This is a genomic window from Leisingera sp. M523 (genome assembly GCF_025141335.1).
Taxonomy (GTDB): Bacteria; Pseudomonadota; Alphaproteobacteria; order Rhodobacterales; family Rhodobacteraceae; genus Leisingera.
In genome coordinates this window covers 2710154-2726563 of sequence record NZ_CP081036.1, presented here as the reverse complement: position 1 = coordinate 2726563, position 16410 = coordinate 2710154, and the positions used below count along the sequence as shown (strand labels likewise).

11 protein-coding genes and 1 pseudogene are annotated in these 16410 nt (G+C 64.5%); 5 read left to right on the top strand and 7 right to left on the bottom strand.

What is annotated here, in order from left to right; genetic code table 11:
* Nucleotides 1-72 precede the first annotated feature (72 nt).
* The gene (locus K3557_RS13375; RefSeq protein ID WP_259994481.1) at nt 73-270 is read left to right on the top strand and encodes an MbtH family NRPS accessory protein; all 198 of its coding nucleotides are present in this window, start codon (nt 73-75) and stop codon (nt 268-270) included.
* Complete coding sequence (locus tag K3557_RS13370) at nt 267-4133, top strand: amino acid adenylation domain-containing protein (protein ID WP_259994475.1); 3867 nt, start codon at nt 267-269, stop codon at nt 4131-4133. Before K3557_RS13375 ends, K3557_RS13370 begins: the two co-directional genes overlap by 4 nt.
* Nucleotides 4134-4216: 83 nt before the next feature.
* On the opposite strand, the gene K3557_RS13365 is transcribed toward K3557_RS13370, so the two are convergent.
* From K3557_RS13365 to K3557_RS13335, 7 genes and pseudogenes are all read right to left on the bottom strand, one after another.
* Nucleotides 4217-6247 (bottom strand): TonB-dependent siderophore receptor, encoded by a 2031-nt coding sequence (locus K3557_RS13365; protein WP_259994474.1) that lies wholly within the window; start codon nt 6245-6247, stop codon nt 4217-4219.
* Nucleotides 6248-6633: 386 nt separating this feature from the next.
* Nucleotides 6634-7686: a siderophore-interacting protein gene (locus K3557_RS13360; protein ID WP_259994473.1), complete on the bottom strand. Its 1053-nt coding sequence runs from the start codon at nt 7684-7686 to the stop codon at nt 6634-6636.
* Nucleotides 7687-7697: 11 nt separating this feature from the next.
* Complete coding sequence (locus tag K3557_RS13355; protein WP_259994472.1) at nt 7698-8495, bottom strand: ABC transporter ATP-binding protein; 798 nt, start codon at nt 8493-8495, stop codon at nt 7698-7700.
* Complete coding sequence (locus tag K3557_RS13350; protein ID WP_259994471.1) at nt 8495-9511, bottom strand: iron chelate uptake ABC transporter family permease subunit; 1017 nt, start codon at nt 9509-9511, stop codon at nt 8495-8497. Before K3557_RS13350 ends, K3557_RS13355 begins: the two co-directional genes overlap by 1 nt.
* Nucleotides 9508-10545: an iron ABC transporter permease gene (locus tag K3557_RS13345; RefSeq protein WP_259994470.1), complete on the bottom strand. Its 1038-nt coding sequence runs from the start codon at nt 10543-10545 to the stop codon at nt 9508-9510. The genes K3557_RS13350 and K3557_RS13345 overlap by 4 nt, the downstream gene beginning before the upstream one ends.
* Nucleotide 10546: 1 nt before the next feature.
* Nucleotides 10547-11461: an ABC transporter substrate-binding protein gene (locus tag K3557_RS13340; RefSeq protein ID WP_259994469.1), complete on the bottom strand. Its 915-nt coding sequence runs from the start codon at nt 11459-11461 to the stop codon at nt 10547-10549.
* Nucleotides 11462-11933: 472 nt separating this feature from the next.
* Nucleotides 11934-12104, bottom strand: a pseudogene (locus K3557_RS13335) (integrase core domain-containing protein); the annotation flags it as partial.
* A gap of 508 nt (nt 12105-12612) precedes the next feature.
* On the opposite strand from K3557_RS13335, the gene K3557_RS13330 reads away from it, so the two are divergent.
* The 3 genes from K3557_RS13330 to K3557_RS13320 are packed head-to-tail and all read left to right on the top strand — an operon-like array spanning nt 12613 to nt 16408.
* Nucleotides 12613-13941 (top strand): Zn-dependent hydrolase, encoded by a 1329-nt coding sequence (locus K3557_RS13330; protein WP_259994468.1) that lies wholly within the window; start codon nt 12613-12615, stop codon nt 13939-13941.
* Nucleotides 13938-14735: a carbon-nitrogen hydrolase family protein gene (locus K3557_RS13325; protein ID WP_259994467.1), complete on the top strand. Its 798-nt coding sequence runs from the start codon at nt 13938-13940 to the stop codon at nt 14733-14735. Before K3557_RS13330 ends, K3557_RS13325 begins: the two co-directional genes overlap by 4 nt.
* Nucleotides 14732-16408, top strand: a complete 1677-nt coding sequence (locus K3557_RS13320; RefSeq protein ID WP_259994465.1) for an amidohydrolase — start codon at nt 14732-14734, stop codon at nt 16406-16408. The genes K3557_RS13325 and K3557_RS13320 overlap by 4 nt, the downstream gene beginning before the upstream one ends.
* Nucleotides 16409-16410 lie beyond the last annotated feature (2 nt).

Below are 16410 nucleotides of genomic sequence, written 5' to 3'. Positions count from 1 at the left end.
CTGCTGGGAGGGGTGAATTGCGGGCAAGGTGCTGCGTCTTTCCGGGGACAAGAGATGAATGGAGACCCGAAGATGACCCAACCTGGACCCGATCAATGGATCTGCGTCACCAACAGTGAAGGCCGCTGGTCCGTCTGGCCTGCAAACCTGCCGGTTCCTGCGGGATGGCAGGCCAAAAGCACGCCTGCGGACCGCAGCGCCTGCCTCGCGGAGATTGAGGCGCGCTGGACCGACCCGCGTCCCGAAGCACTGCAGGAGGCGATGGCATGAGCGGCACACTGGCGCTTGAAGATGCGGAGATGGAGCTGACACCGGGTGAAAAACAGGTTTGCGCTCATGATCAAGTGGGGCAGCTGGCGCCCTACAGGGTGCAGGTTCTGCTGCTCAGGGCGGATGCGCGCTGGCAAATCGCAGAGGTCCGGCAGGCCGCGGAAGCCGCCCTGGAAGCGCATCCGGTTTTTTGTGCCCGCCTTCACCGGCAGGCGGGCGGCGAGATGCGCCGCTCTGAACAGGAGAGGAACCGGATTAGACTGGCGGAACGCCCGGCAAAGGCGTTGGAGGCCGCGCTGGCCGGGATGCGTTTTGATCTGGACGGCGGCGCGGGGGCCTTTGCCTGTGTCGCAACGGATGACAGGGACCATCTGTTCGGCGTGGCTTTGCACCCGGCCTTTGGCGATGCAGGGGTGCTGAACGCTGTGGCTCTGGGCTTTGCCCGCGCGTTGACGGGAGAGGCGGATGTTGCTCTTCCAGCGGTTGGGGCTGCAGCTGAAACGGGCCGGGATCAGCTGCCTGGCTGGCGGGAGATGCTGGAGGACACGGCCTGTGCGGTTGCCCGCTTACCGCACCGGCACGGCGGCAGCGAAGACGTCGCACGGGGCCGTGCAGAACATGTGCTGCAGCCGGCGCTGGCGAAAACCCTGCACAGGGAAAGCGCCGGAGCGGAAGCCCGTTTCTCTGCTGCGCTTGGTATTGTGTTGTCACGCTGCAGCGGGCAGGGGGATCTGCGCTTTGCAACCGGTTCCGTACAGGCGCAGGCGGTGCGGCGCAGTGAAGACATCCTGCCGCTGCGGCTGCGAATTGATCCGGGCAGCAGCGCAGGAGCTGTGCTGGAACAGGTGCAAACGGAATTGGAGCGGGGCAGGGCGCGCGCAGTGCCTTCGGAATTCCTGGTGCAGGACATGCTGCGCCGCGAGGGTGCGGACCGGCATCCTTTGGGAGCCGTCACCCTGCATGTGCGCAGGGATGTGCCGCTGCCGGACGGGCTGGCGTTCTGCACTTTGCCGGACCCTGCGGCGCAGGGGGAGTTGATGCTGCTGATGCGTCTGAGCGGTGATGGCAGGGTGATCCTGCGGGCCAGCTATGCGCGGGACTTGTTCGAGCCTGCCTTGATCGGGCGCTTTCTGACGCATCTGGAGCGGGTGCTGAATGCCGGGCTGGCGGACCCGGAGCAAGCGGCAGGGCGGATTGCCTTGCTGAGCCGCGAGGAACTGGACACGCTGTCGGCGCCATATGAGGATAGCGCGGTCAACGATCCCCGCATGGTGCATGAGATCATCGCCGGCCACGCTTGCCTGACGCCTGACAAAACGGCGCTGATCTGCGGTGGCGAGGCCTGGAGCCACGGCACCCTGAACCGCCGGGCCAACCGGCTGGCGCACCGGTTGCGGGCGCTGGGGGTTGGCACCGAAGTGCCGGTGGCCGTCATGGTCGAACGTGGCAACGAGGCGGTGATGGCGATCCTGGCGGCGCTGAAGGCAGGCGGCGCTTATATCCCGGTGGAGCCGGACCATCCGGAAAGCCGCAATCACCACATTTTGACCGACGCAGGCGTGCAGGCGGTGATCACCCGCCGCTGCCACCTGGGCAAGCTGCCCGAGGGGCTCAAGGCCCGGATCCTGTGCCTGGACGATGATCCTGGGGCAGGTCAGCCGGAGGTGGACCCGGATGTCGCCATCCATCGGGACCAGATGGCCTATATCATGTATACTTCCGGCTCCACCGGTAAGCCGAAAGGCGTTGCGGTGGAACATGGACCGCTCAGCGATCATCTGCAGGATACGGCGCGTGTTTATGAGATGGGCAGCGAAAGCCGCGAGCTGCCGTTCCTGCCGTTCTCCTCGGATGGCGGGCATGAGCGCTGGATGAATCCTCTGATGATGGGCGGTTCGGCGGTGATCCCGGACGGGGTGCTGTGGACGCCGGAGCAGAGCTTTGCGGCGATGCGCAAATACGGCTGCAACAATGCCTCTATCCCGACGACCTACCTGCAGCAGCTGGCGGAATGGGCGGAAGAAACCGGCGAGGCGCCGGATATGCGGCTCTATTCATTCGGCGGCGAAGGGCTGGCGCAAGCAACCTTTGACCTGCTGTCGCGGGAGTTGCGGGCGCCCCTGCTGATCAATGGTTACGGGCCGACCGAAACCATCATGACGCCGATGGTCTGGAAGGTGCGGGCGGGCACCCGTTTCGAAGGCGCCTATGCGCCCTTGGGCCGGGCAGTGGGCAACCGCCGCGCCTATGTGCTGGATGCGCAGCTGATGCCGTGCCCCGTCGGGGTGGTGGGAGAGATCCACCTGGGCGGCGAGGGGGTTGCGCGCGGCTATGTGAACCGGCCCGGCACCACCGCGGACCGGTTCATTCCCGACCCTTTTGCACCGGAGTTGGATGGGCGTTCAGGCGCGCGGATGTACCGGTCCGGCGATCTGGGGCGGTGGCGCGAGGACGGCACCATCGAGTTTCTCGGTAGGGTGGATCATCAGGTGAAGCTCAATGGCTACCGGATCGAGCCGGGCGAGATTGAGGCGGCTCTCCTGCAGCAGCCGGGGGTATCCGAAGCGCTGGTTCTTCTGCGCGAGGATGATGGCGAGAAGCGGCTGGTCGGCTATGCTGTGGCGCCGCGGGACGTACAGGAGGAGCAGCTGATGCGGGCGCTGGAGGCGCAGCTGCCCCGGCATATGGTGCCCTCGGCCATTGTTGTGCTGGAGCGGATGCCGACCAACCCCAATGCCAAGGTTGACCGGGCGGCACTGCCGCTGCCGGGGGTGCGGCGGCGTGCCGGCGAAGGTGCCGCCCCAGCCGGGGAGGCCGAAGCCGCGGTGCTGGCGGTTTGGCGGGATGAGATCGGCAATCCGGAAATGGGCGTGACCGATGACTTCTTTGACATGGGCGGCAGGTCGCTGACCGCGTTGAAGGTGCTGGCCCGCATGCGCAAAGCCTGGCCGGGCATTGCGCTGACCATTGCGGACTTGTTTGATGCGCCGACGGTCCGGGCGCTGACACGGCGGCTTGAGGCAGGGGATGCCACGGGGCGGCAGGCGATTGCGCTGCGCAGTACCGGCTCACGACCGATGCTGTATTGTTTCCCCGGGCTGCTGGTGTCGACCCGCGAATACCTGCGGCTGACCGGATTTCTGGGAGAGGATCAGCCAGTGACCGGCTTCCTGTGCCATTCGCTCAATGAAGAGAAGCATTTGAACGTGTCAGTGCAGGATGTGGTGGCGCCTTATGTCGAACATATCCGCCGGGAAAGCGCCGGGCGGCCCTGCGCATTTCTGGGTTGGAGCTGGGGCGGTCTTCTGGCCTGGGAGGCGGCGCGGCAGCTGCAGGGCGAGGTGGATCTGCGGATGATCGGCATGGTGGATGTCTGCGATCTGGGCCGCGATTTTGCCCCTGGCGCGGTGCCGGGCTTTGCTCTTGGCGAGCGGGAGACGCTGGAAGCGGAGCTGCAGGCGTGGCTGGGCAAGACCAGGATGCGGTCACAGTGGGATGCGCTGATCGGGGCGATGGATGCGCTCTGCTATGACCAGTTCCTGCGTTTCATCGGCAACGAGGCAGAGCCGCTGCCCTTTGACGGCCCCGAGGTTTCCAGCCGCGAGCATACGTTCTGGGTGCTGATCGACAACGCGCTGGTGTTCCGCCAGTACCAGCTGGCGCAGCTGAATGTGCCGGTGGCCTCCTTCAGTGCGGGTGACACGCTGAGCCGGGGTCTGAACCTGGTGGACTGGCGGCAGGTATCGCCGCGGGCCGAACCGGCGGAAGTGGTGCCTGGCACCAACCATCTGCACATCATCGGCGACCAGCTGTTCCATGGCCGTTTCAAGGCGGCGCTGGAGCGGGCTTTTGCAGGCGCGTAATGGCAGCAGCCGGGGCTGAAAAAGCCCCGGCTGCCGACCGGACAAAGGCGGCACGGGTTATCCCCGTGCCGCTGTTTTTTTGATCAGAACGATTTGCCGATAGTGAAGGACACGGTGCGGCCTTCTCCGCGGGAGCAGCCGTAGCCGTCGTAACAGATGCTGTCGTAACCCTTGTCAAACAGGTTGGAGACCCGCAGGTTCACCTCCATTTCCTGCCATTCATAGCGCAGGGCCAGATCGGCAAGCGTGTAGGAGGGCGTCACCCGTGCGTTGCTTTGGGTGGCAAAGGCATCATCATTGTAGCGGATGCCGCCGCCGATGCTGAGACCCGGCAGCAGGGCCGCGGCATCATAGTCCAGCCACAGCGACAGCTGATGCGGCGGCGCCATGGCGTTGTCGTTTCCGGTGAGGCCTGCAACCAGAGATTTGGTGATCTCGGTGTCCAGGTAAGTATAGCCGAACACACCTTGCAGATTGTCCGTGATCCGGCCCCGGGCCTCCAGCTCAAGCCCGCGGGAGCGGATTTCGCCTTCCTGAGTAAAGCTGCTCCAGGTCGGGTCGTTGCGGTCGTAGTCCTTCACGTTGGTCTTGCGCAGGTCAAAGACGGCGGCGCTGAGCATATAGCTGCCGTGTTCCGGCAGATAGCGCAAACCGGCTTCCCACTGTTTGCTTTCGGAGGGGTCCAGAGGCGCGCCGGCGATGGTCTTGCCGAAGTTCTGGACGAAGCCTTCAGTATAGCTGACGTAGGGGGTCAGGCCATTGGCCATCTCGTAGGTCAGGCCCAGCATGCCGGTGGTTGCTGCGTTCTTCTGCGATTGGGCGGTGGAATTCAGCAGATCGTCGATTTCATTTTCGAACCAGCTGCGGCGCAGGCCCGCGGTGACGGCCAGACCGTTGCTGAACTTATGGTGGTTCTGCAGGTAGATCCCTTTTTCAGTATACTCTTCCCGGTTATGTGCCGACAGCGGCGGGTAGGCGACGTTGAAATCGAACACCGGATTGGCGAAGCTGACGGAATAAGCGCCATAGGCCAGGTGCTGGCGGTATTCGGTTTTGCGGCGCTGGTAGTCGGCGCCGACGATCAGGCTGTTACCGCCGCGTTTCCATTCCAGGTAGTTGTCGAAGCCCAGGTTATAGGCCTCTTCGGTGTTGGCCTGTGCGGTATAGCCCATGTTGCCGGTCGCAAAGTCGGTCGAGGCGAGGTACAGGTGCTGATAATCGATCTTGTCGCGGGCATAGCGGGTCTTCTGATTGAAGGTGAAGCCGTCGCCGAAGCGGTGCGAGAATTCCCAGCCGATGGAGCCGCTTTCGCTCTCATAGGAATTGAAGCCCGACTGCCGCGTATAGAAGTTCTCGGGCAGGCTGCCGAGGGCCGCGTCATACTCTACACCCGCTTGCGGCACCCATTGCAGCGGGGTCCGCTCGTCCTGCTGCAGGTGCATCAGCACCGTCAGGCTGGTGTCGTCACTGGGCGCCCAGGTCAGGCTGCCCGCAACCAGATTCCGGTCGTTGTGGGAATTGTCCAGTTCGGTCTCGCCGTCGCGCAGCAGCACCGTCAGCCGCCCAGCCAGCGTGCCCTCGGCATTCAGCACCCGGGATACGTCCACGCCGGCCTCGGCGGTGCCAAAGCTGCCATAACCGGCATAGGCAGAGCCTTCGTTTTCAAATGTGGGACGCTTGGTGACCAGATTGACCAGGCCGCCTGCGTCGTTGGAGCCATAAAGAACACCCGCCGGGCCGCGCAGCACTTCGACCCGGTCCAGCATGTAGGGGTCGATCTTGAAACTGGCGAAATTGTGCGCCTTGTTCGGCAGCCCGTCGCGGTAAAGCGCACTGGTGCCCATGTCGAAGCCGCGGATCGAAAACTGGTCGAACCGGTCATCAGTACCCCAGGTGGAGGGGTTGATGCCGGGGGTGAACCTGATTGCGTCCTCGACCTGGGCGGGCTGGCGCCGCTCCAGCTCGGTAGAGGTCACGACGGAGATCGACTGCGGCACTTCTGCCAGCGGCACGCCTGATTTGACGCCGGTCTCGGAGGCGGGCGCGAGATAGCTGTCGACAGCGCCGGCATATTGCAGCTTGTCACGCACGATGATCGGCGCGAGCTCCAGCACGTCCTCTTCCTGTGCTGAAGCGGGATGGGCGGCGAACGCAGAGGCGCTAAGCGCGGTGCCGCAAAGCAGCGCTCGCAAAGCGGGCCGGCCGGTAGCGGCCGGGGAGGGTAGGGTTGTCATCACTGTAGTCCCAGGTTTTTCGGCCAGGCTGCGCTGCAGCAGGAAACCGGCCCTATTGGTTGGCAAATTGCAAATATCGCCTGGGAGGTTCCTGGGTGGCGGCACCATACATTTAACGGGTGAAGAGTCAACGGTGGCGTGGCCGTAACTCTTGATTTGGAGCGGTTTTTTCCGGCTCCTCATGTCCCGTTAGGTCCGCAGGCAGAGAGATGGAACGCCCTGCAGACCGGAACCTCGCCGCAGCGTTGCGGCGGCAAGTCGATGGGTTACGGCAGGCTCCAATAGGCTGCGATATAGCTTTGGCCAGGCGGCACGCCGGCTGCCCGGGCGGCGGCGCGTACAGGTTGGGCCTCGGATTTTTCGCCGGCGAACCAGAGGAAGGCGCCGGGGTGCTGCGGGAAGTCCGCCCGGGCGCAGCGGCCGAGGCTGTCTCCGACCCGCCGGTCCAGCCAGCGCAAGGAAATGCCGGGCGGGGCGGTGACCGGATATCCGCAGGCGGCGCCGCCATCCGCAAGCAGCGTGGCGCTGCCGCAAGTGCCGGGCGGCAGGGTTTCGAGAATGCGGGCTGCTGCGGGAATGGCGGTCTCATCAGCGTAAAGCAGGATTTCTTCCGTATTCGGAATGCCGCCGCCGCCGGGGCCTGCGATGGTCAGCTGATCACCCGCTGCAGCGTTTTGTGCCCAGGCAGAGGCCCGGCCGCCGGCATGCAGGAACAGGTCGAATTCCAGCAGACCGCTTTGGGCGCAGACGTTGCGGGCGGTATAGACCGGCCGGTGCAGCGTCTTGGCGCCTTTGGGCCAAACTGTCCGGCCGCCGGCATCGAGCTTTGGGTACTCCGGATCGGTGCAGCCTGCGGGCGGCAGCAGCAGGCGGAAGTGGATGGCGTCGTCGCCGAAGCCGGACAAATCCTGCGCCTGCAAGCGGATGCGCAGAAAACTGCGGCCCAGCGGAATGACGGAGAGCAAGGTGGTGAATTGCACATCCGGAGGCCGTGTGCTTACGACGCCATTATCCGGCCAGCGGAGTGAAGCCGCCGCTCCAGGCTGCAGGTGTTCGAGGTGCTCGGCAAAGCCCTCTTTCAGCATGTGGAGCCGGTCCGGCAGCGCAGCTGATACCCGGATCGCGGTGCCTGTTCCCTCCGCGGTAAAGCGGTAGCGGCCAAAAGCGGGGACTTCGATCGTGAGGCTGGCTTCAGTATCGTGGACGACCGGCAATTCATGCTCTTGCGCCATGGCGCGCAGTGCCGGTCGGGCGGCGGCAAAGGGCAAGGCGGGCAGATCGGCCTCGGCCTGCAGGGGGAAGCTGGGAAGGCTGTTCATCGGTGCGGGCCTCATTCCGGGATCACGTGGGGGGTGCCATGCAGCGGGTCTGGGATGATCCGGCATGGGAGACCGAACACCTCCTGCATGACGGTCTCGGTGACCACTTTGGCCGGAGTGCCCTGGCAATGAACGCGGCCGGACTTGAGAGTGATCATATGGGTGGCAAAGCGCGCCGCGAGGTTGATGTCATGCAGCACCATGGCGATGGTGCGCCCGGTCTCGCGGTTGAGTGCCTGCACCAGTTTCAAAAGCTCGATCTGATGCGGCAGATCAAGGTAGGTGGTGGGCTCGTCCAGCAGCAGAATACCGGTGTCCTGAGCCAGCGCCATGGCAATCCAGGCGCGCTGGCGCTGGCCGCCGGAAAGCGCCTCAAGCGGCCTTGTGGCAAGGGGGGCCATGCCGGTGCGTTCCAGCGCCTGATCAATGGCGGCGGCATCCTGGCGGGACCATTGCCGCAAAGGGGACTGATGCGGAGTGCGGCCGCGGGCGGCAAGGTCGCGGACGGTCATCCCTTCGGGGGCTGCGGGGGATTGCGGCAGGATCGCCAGCCTTTGTGCGACAGAGCGGCTGGGCTGACGGTGGATTGCCTTGCCGTCCAGCACGACCTGGCCCGCGGCGGCGGGCTGCAGCCGTGCCAGGGCGCGCAGCAGGGTGGATTTGCCGCAGGCGTTGGGGCCGGCGATGACCGTAATGCTGCCATCGGGGATTTCTGCGTTCAGGTCAGTGAGCACATGGGTCCCGGCATAGGCAGCCGATAGGTTCTCTGCACGCAGGCGGGCGTTTGGGGGGTTGGAGGCGTTGAGCATCAGAACGGTCCTTTGCGGAAGTGGCGCAGCAGCATCCAGATCAGCAACGGCGCGCCGGCAAGGGCGGTGAAAACGCCGGCGGGCAGCTGGATCCCGGGCAGAGCACGGGAAACGGTATCGGCAAGCAGGGTGATCAGCGCGCCCGCAAGGGCCGCGCCTGGCAGGGCTGGGTGCCCGCCGGGTCTAAGCGCGCGGGCGAGGGGACCCGCGGCAAAGGCCACAAAGGGCAGCGGCCCGGCGGTGCTGACCGCCAGTGCGGCCAGCAGGGTGCCGGTCACGGTGAGTGTCAGCCGCAGCGCAGGCAGGTTCAGGCCCAGCCCGGCGGCGGTCTCCTCGCCCAGAGGCAGCCGGGCAAGCGGGAACTGCAGCCAGAGCGCCAGAGGCGCCAGCAGGGCCAGCCCGGCCCAGACCTGGGCCGCGTCGTCCCAGTTGCGCGCGTTCAGCGAGCCGGTGAGCCAATGCGCCATGCTGACGGCGCTTTGGATGTCAAGGCGGCTGAGCAACAGGTCGGCGGTTGCACTGAGCGCGAGACCGGCACCGATACCGGTGAGGATCAGCCGGGCAGGGGACAACCCGCCCTTCCACGACAGCAGGGTGACGGCGGCGGCGGTCAGCAGCGCCCCGGCAATTGCGCCTGGCAGCACCAGGCCCCCGGTGAGGATCAGCGCCGCCAGGGCGCCGCAGCTGGCGCCAGCGTTGAAGCCGATCACATCGGGCGAGGCGAGCGGGTTGCGCAGCATCGCTTGGAAGATAGCCCCGGAGAGGCCAAATGCGGCTCCGGCGCCGAGAGCGGACAAGATGCGCGGCAGGCGGAGATCAAGCAGAACCAGTTGTTCCATAGCGCTGCCCTGACCTGCCAGCACCTGCAAGCTGCGGGTGAAGCCAAGAGGGTAGCTGCCAAGCTGTGCTGCAAATGCGGCCAGCGCCAGCAGCACGGCCAGCAGCAAAGCGCCAGACAGAACGGCCTGGCGCGGGATCTGCAGCGAGAGGGAGGCGATACGAAAGGTCCAGTTCACAGGCTTCGGGCTCCGTTCCGGCGTACCATCCAGATCAATGCAGGCCCGCCCAGCAGCGCGGTCATCACCCCGGCCTGCAGGCTGCCGCCAAAGAACGGCAGGCGACCGGCCAGATCGGCGCCAAGCAGAAGAATGGCACCAAAGGGGGCAGACAGGGCAAGGCTCCAGCGCAGGCCTGGCCCAGCGGCCCAGCGGGCCAGATGCGGCACGATCAGACCCGCAAAAGCAATCGGGCCAGCCAAGGCGACAGCACTGCCGCTTAGCAACACGATGGCGGCGCCAGCCAGCAGCCGCGCCGCGCCGGTGCGCACACCCAGGCCACGGGCGCTGTCTTCGCCCAACAGCAGGGCGTCGAGGCCTGACGCTGCCGCCGCCGCTGCCAGCGCGCCCAAAGCGAAAAAGGGAGCGAGCGCCGCGATTGTCTCTACTTGGATCCCGTCAAAGCCGCCGAGTACCCAGAAACGGTAAACGTCCAGCGCCTGCTGGCTGGCCAGCAGCAGCGCCCGGGTAAGAGCAAGGAACAAAGAGCTGATGGCGGCGCCGGCCAGCAGCAGCCTCAGCGGGCTGGCCAGAGAACCGCCGCTGAGCACGGCCACCAACAGGGCTGCCGCCAGCGCACCGCCAAGGGCGGCCCAAACAAAGCCCGCGGGATCGGTGATGCCTAGCAGCAGGATGCAGCCGGTCACCGCCAGCGCGGCGCCGCCGTTGATGCCGAGAAGGCCCGGGTCGGCCAGAGGGTTGCGGGTCAGCCCCTGGATCAGCGCTCCGGAAATTCCCAGCGCGGCACCTGTCAGGACAGCGCCGAGCAGCCGCGGCAGCCGCAACTGCCGGATGACGATCTGTTCTGCGCTGGCCGGGTCATAAGCGCTCATAGCCTGCCAGACCTCGGCCCAGCTGACGGGGCGCAGGCCCAGCCGCAGCGATACTGCTGCTAGCAGTATCAATGCCGCAAGCGATCCAGTCAGCCAAAGCGCACGGCTGGAAAGGGCGGCGCGGCGGCGAGGGGCTACCAGGGCAAGTGCGGTGTCAGGCATCTCAAGAATCCCCAGGCAGCAGTCCGGCCTCGGCCATTCCGGGAACCGGTGTCGCGGGGCTACCGTCCGATGCTGCCTCCAGCAGCGGCACCAGGCGGTCGAGCGCGTAATCCAGGCTGAGCGGGCTGGAGTGGGACAGAGCAGCGGCCAGTAGCGGATCTGCGTGGATTTCCCTGCCCTCCCTGTAGGCGCGCAGGGTCGGGCGCAGCGGCATCCGGGCAATTTCCGGCGCAGAACCGCCGTAGTCGAGCCAGATCAGCACATCCGCGTCGATAGGTGCGGGGGCCTCGGCCGGGATCAGCGCGTGAAAACTGTTGACGCCTGCGGCCGTGTTGATTTCAGCGGGCACTTGAAAGCCGAGATCTTCCAGGAAGCGGCCGCGGATATCGCGGCTGGTGAATGCTCCGGTCTGCCCGGCCCAGACCATGGCGGCGCTGGCGCCTTGCCAATCGGGATGGCTTGCACGCAGTTCTTCGAAACGCTTGCCGATGCGTGCGATTACCGCCTCCGCCCGGTCCGCAGTGCCAGTGGCAGCGCCGAGCCGCCGCAGCATCAGTTGCCAGGGGGTACCGTAATCACCAAACCCGGCCGGCGGTGCAAGGGTGGGGGCAATGCGGGACAAAAGGGCGTATTCCCGTTCTGTGATGCCAGACCACTGGGCGGCGATCAGATCGGGTTCAAGCGCGGCAACCGCCTCGATATCTATGCCGCCCCGCAAGACCGCCGGGCGGCGCTCTCCCATGACCTCCAGGGCCCAGGGCCAGACGCCGGAAGGATCGTTGCCATACCAATTCCGCAAGGCGGCCGGGGTTTCTCCAAGCGACAGCAGGAAGTCATGGCCGATAAAGCTGATCGAAACGATGCGGCGGGGTTTTGCCGGGATGGTTGCGTCCCCAAAACGGGTTTCAAGCCTCACCGGGAAGCTTTGTGCCGCAGAAGCAACCGCTAACAAGGAAACCAAAAGGCAGGCAAAGGCAAGACGCATAGCCGGTTTTAAGTCCAAAGGCGGGCACCGCCCGTTGTTAAAGTTTCGTTCAGCTGTTTTCAGCAGCAGAAATTTTAACGTTTGACTGGACTCTGCACCTTCGTTCAGGTGGCTGTAATCTTGCTAATACGCTTTTGATGTGTGGTGTTGACCCGATATACACTCTCAATTCCCCGGTCAAGGAACTTGCGGCTCCAGCTCTTGCCGGTGGCACGAAGCGAATGCCATTCTGCTTGTTCAGGCAAGACCGGTTGATGCTGTGATTGCGGCCGCTACTGAACAGAGGTGGTCGCGCTTTTTTGACTAGTTTGCAGCCCGTTTAAGGTGGATCAGGGTTTCGCATCAGGCTGCCATTCTCATGGTTTCTATTTTGCTTTCACAGGCCTCATCCGGGGGGCAAGATGCCATGGGTCGAATGCCGGCGTTCGGCGTTGTAACAGGCCATCCGTGTACTGATCCCCGCACGGGCTTCAGAGCCGGTTTCAAAAGCGTTTAGGCAGACACATTCGCCCTTCAGGGACCGCCGCAACCGCTCAACCGTCCGGTTGCCGATCCAACGGCCCCGGCCATCCATTCACTGTCCGGCAGCGCATGTTTACATGCGCGACAGGGCAGATACGGACATCGGCGTCTTAGCAACTGGTCTGAATTCCCGCGACCACCTTTCCGCTCCGCCGCCCGGCTGGCCATGTGGATGCAGAGCTTGCGGTCGAAATCCGTGTCCAAACCCGCATTCGGGGGAACATCGCGCTCTATTGTTCCGCCTGCGGCCGCTACACGGACCAGCCCGGCGGGAGCAGGTCGTGGTTGAGGGGACTTCACGTTCATTGCAGCCCCTTTGAAGGGACACCCCAGTGGTCTCCAACAGCGACAATAAGCAGTTCTCGGAGGTGAAACATTTTCCGGTCAACCAAAGTCACCCGTTATCCTTCACTACGCCGCAGTTTCCGGACAACCCGTATGTCCAGTGCCAATCGGCTTTCGATGCCACCTGCGCGTGCAATCGCTGTCAGCCTGAAGAGGACTGCCAAAAGCGGCACCTGAAGCACCACGATACCGGGGGCGGTTTTCCAGTCCCACAGATGGGGGACTACCGGGAAGCTGCCGCGGCGGGGATCATGCGGGTACTTCGCGAGGTTTTGAAGGAGCGTTCGATGACAGGTTACTCGGTAGACGGAACCCGGCTTTGGTCCCGGCTAATGGACATGGCCGAAATCGGTTCCACAACAAACGGCGGTTCGCACCGGCTGTCGCTCAGCCAGGATGACGAGGACGGCCGCGAATTGTTTCTTGCATGGTGCAAAAACCGGGGCTTTGCACCGGTCTTTGACAAGATCGGCAACCTGTTCGTCCGCCGTGCGGGCCGGAACCCGGCAGCGCCTCCGGTTGTCATCGGCAGCCATCTGGACACGCAGCCCAATGGCGGCCGGTTCGACGGTGTGCTGGGGGTGCTGGCCGGATTGGAAGTCCTGGAAACGCTTGAAGATCTTGGCATTGCAACAGAGACGCCGGTAGAAGTCGCCGTGTGGACCAACGAGGAAGGCGCCCGGTTTCAGCCCGCCATGATGGGCTCGGGCGTTCATTGCGGTGTGCATCCCCTTGCAGAAGCACTGGCGGTGACCGACGCATCCGGCGTCCCGGTTGCGCGGGAACTCAAACGGTTTGGCTACGATAGCGGTATGGAGCCGGGAAACCGCGCCACCGGCAGCTATCTGGAACTGCATATCGAGCAGGGGCCGGTCCTTGAACAGGAGGAGAAGACCATCGGCGTCGTCACCGGCGGACAGGCAATCCGCTGGTATACCCTGACACTGAGCGGCGAAGATACCCACGCAGGTCCGATGCCCATGGCGATGCGGCGCGATCCGGTGCGGCATCTGGCAGCAGTGACGGAGCTTGTTTACCGGAGCGGCCTGGCGGATCCCGATGCCCGCGCGACCATCGGAAAAATCGAAACGCTGCCGGGTTCGATCAATGTAGTGCCAGGTCAGGTTTGCCTGTCGGTCGATTTGCGCCATCCCGGCGAGGCCACGCTGGAGCACATGCATGGCGCGTTGGCCGAGGGTATTGCACGATTGAATACCGCGGCCGAGGGCGTGGATATTCGTCTTGAGCAGATCTGGCACTCGCCCGCGGTGTCATTCGATCCGCAATTGATTGAGGCGGTGCGAACCGGTGCTGCAGCGCGGGGCTATCCCTCCCGGGATATGGTCTCCGGAGCCGGGCATGATGCGTTCCATCTTGCCAAACTGGCACCCGCAACGATGATTTTTGTGCCCTGCCGTGATGGCATCAGCCACAACGCGCGGGAATACACGGCACCGGAGCATGTCGAGGCCGGTGCGAACGTGCTGCTGGATGTTGCGCTGCAGGCAGCGGGCGTGCGGGCATTGGCGGGGGGCACGGCATGAGGATTACCATTGCCGATTGGGATCCGCGGCCGCAGGCAAGGGCGGCGCAAGCGGACGCATTGGCCGCCCATGCGGCGGCAGAGCAGAGCGAACTTGTGCTGCTGCCGGAAATGCCGCTGAGCGCTTGGCTGGCCATCAGTCCGGAACGTGACGCGGCGCTGTGGGACCAGTCTGTCCATGACCACGAGAGCGGTCTGGATGAACTGGGTGAGCAGCTGGGAACGGGTTTGGCGGGATCACGGCCGGTCCTGAATGCAGGCGGCCAGCCCAGAAACCGTGCTTTCCTGTGGCAGGACAGCCGGTTCGCCGACGTGCGGCACGAGAAAGCGGCCCTGCCGGAGGAAGACGGTTACTGGGAGAGCCGCTGGTATGGAGCGGGTGCGCAGCAATCGGCGCCGCTGGATTGGAACGGACTGCGGATCGGTTTTGCCATCTGCACCGAGCTTTGGGACCCGGCGCATGGCTGCCGCCTGTCGCAGGCGGGGGCAGAAGTGCTTCTGGTGCCCCGCGCAACGCCGGATCTGGGCAGCGATATCTGGGTCTCCGGCGCCCGTGCCTTGGCGGTGCGGACCGGCTGTTATGTCCTGTCTTCGAATTTCGCCTATCCGGCAGGAAGCTTTGCTTTTGAGGGGCGTTCCGTGGCGGTGGATCCGGACGGGGAACTTCTCGCGGTGACCACCGAGGAGCAGCCCTATGCCACGGTCTCAGTCAGCGCCGGTGCCGCACGGGATGCAAAGTCCACCTATCCCCGGTATGTGTTTGACAAAATAAAGAAACAGAAAGGTGCGACATGAAACATCTCTGCGCGGTTGCGGCGGGGTGGGCCCTTTTGGCAGGCGGTGCCGCAAATGCGGACAGGCTGGTGCTGACCAACGCTGCCATTTACACGGTGGATGAGGCGCGCAGCTGGGCCGAGGCGCTTGCCATTGATGAAGACGGCATCATTACCGCCGTTGGCAGCGAGGCTGAGGTACTGGCTGCCGCAGGTGAAGACTCGGAGATTGTGGATCTGGGCGGGCGAATGGTGCTGCCGGGGTTCCAGGACATCCACCTGCATGCGGTAGAGGCCGGGGTGAATGCGGTTCTCTGCCCGTTCGAAGCCTTCGACACGCTTGCGGGCTACAGGGCCACGGTACGGGACTGCGCCGAAAACGGCGAGACCGGCGCCTGGGTGCTGGGGGCCGGAGTGAATATGGTCAGCCTGCTGGAATTGCACAGCAACCCGGTTACGGTGCTTGACGAAATCTCGCCGGACCGCCCGGTGATGATCCTCGACGACATCGGCCATGGCGCCTGGGCCAATTCCCTGGCGCTGCAGGCAGCGGGATATGACACGGCCGAGGATGCGGCTAACGGCAACATCATCCTGCGCGGGGATGATGGGCGGCCCAACGGGGTGGTGCAGGAAAACGCACCGCACAACCTGCGCACACTTGCCTTCCCGCCAACTCAGGAGAACTTGGACTTTGCCTATGACAGCCTGCTGAACGCGGCAGCAGAACTGAATGCCAACGGGATCACTTCGATCAGTGATGCAGGCGGATATTGGCCGCAGGGCCACCACAAAGTGTGGGATTGGGCCGAGGAAGCGGGTGAGCTGCCCCTGCGGGCCTCGAACGCCTTTTACATCTATCCCGACCGGCCATTGGACGCACAAATCGCGGAGATCAAGACCCTCTACCACAACGACCCGGACCGGCTGGTGCGCTTCAACGTCGCCAAGATCTATGTCGATGGCATCCTGAGCCAGGCCACAGGCGCCTTGCTGGAACCTTATGAAGCAGGGCTGGACCTGCAGGACGGCGAGGAATACGGGTATCTCTATTTCGAGAAAGACGAACTGATGCGCGCCGCGCGGGAACTTGCCGCAACTGGCTTTCAGCTGCATTTCCATGTGACCGGGGACTACGGCGCGCGGCTGGCGCTGGACGCGATTGCCCAGGCCGCGCCGGAATCTGGACCGCATCGGCTGACCCATCTTTACCTTGCCGACCCCGCCGATTACCCCCGCTTTGCCGAGCTTGGCGTCATTGCCGATTTGCAGCTGGCACCCAGCGCGGTAGCCGGGGACTACAAGGCCTTCATGGCTGAGTTCATCGGCGACCGCACCGATAGGCTGCTGCCTGTCGGGGCACTGCTGGAAGCCGGAGCAACAGTTACGCTGTCAAGTGACTGGGACGCGGATGAGCTGAATCCGCTGATCAAGATCGAAACGGCGGTCAGCCGCAGGCACAACGGCCTGCCCGATGTCGCCACGGCCATCGCAGCGATGACGATCAACCCGGCCATTGCCCTGCGCCACGAGGACCGGACCGGCTCCATCGAGGTTGGCAAATTCGCGGATCTGGCGGTGCTCAGTAAAGACATCCTGAAGATCCCGACCAACCAGATCAGCAGCGTTGCCATTGAGGCGACCCTGCTGCAGGGCGAAGCGGTCTTTGATGACGCGGGGCTGTTCGCCGAATGAAC

What these genes read in the sequence shown, in the direction of transcription:
- K3557_RS13375 (WP_259994481.1), top strand. Translation starts at nt 73, where the DNA reads ATGACCCAACCTGGACCCGATCAATGGATCTGCGTCACCAACAGTGAA.
- K3557_RS13370 (WP_259994475.1), top strand. Translation starts at nt 267, where the DNA reads ATGAGCGGCACACTGGCGCTTGAAGATGCGGAGATGGAGCTGACACCG.
- K3557_RS13360 (WP_259994473.1), bottom strand. Translation starts at nt 7,686, where the DNA reads ATGAACAGCCTTCCCAGCTTCCCCCTGCAGGCCGAGGCCGATCTGCCC.
- K3557_RS13355 (WP_259994472.1), bottom strand. Translation starts at nt 8,495, where the DNA reads ATGCTCAACGCCTCCAACCCCCCAAACGCCCGCCTGCGTGCAGAGAAC.
- K3557_RS13345 (WP_259994470.1), bottom strand. Translation starts at nt 10,545, where the DNA reads ATGCCTGACACCGCACTTGCCCTGGTAGCCCCTCGCCGCCGCGCCGCC.
- K3557_RS13330 (WP_259994468.1), top strand. Translation starts at nt 12,613, where the DNA reads ATGGGGGACTACCGGGAAGCTGCCGCGGCGGGGATCATGCGGGTACTT.
- K3557_RS13325 (WP_259994467.1), top strand. Translation starts at nt 13,938, where the DNA reads ATGAGGATTACCATTGCCGATTGGGATCCGCGGCCGCAGGCAAGGGCG.
- K3557_RS13320 (WP_259994465.1), top strand. Translation starts at nt 14,732, where the DNA reads ATGAAACATCTCTGCGCGGTTGCGGCGGGGTGGGCCCTTTTGGCAGGC.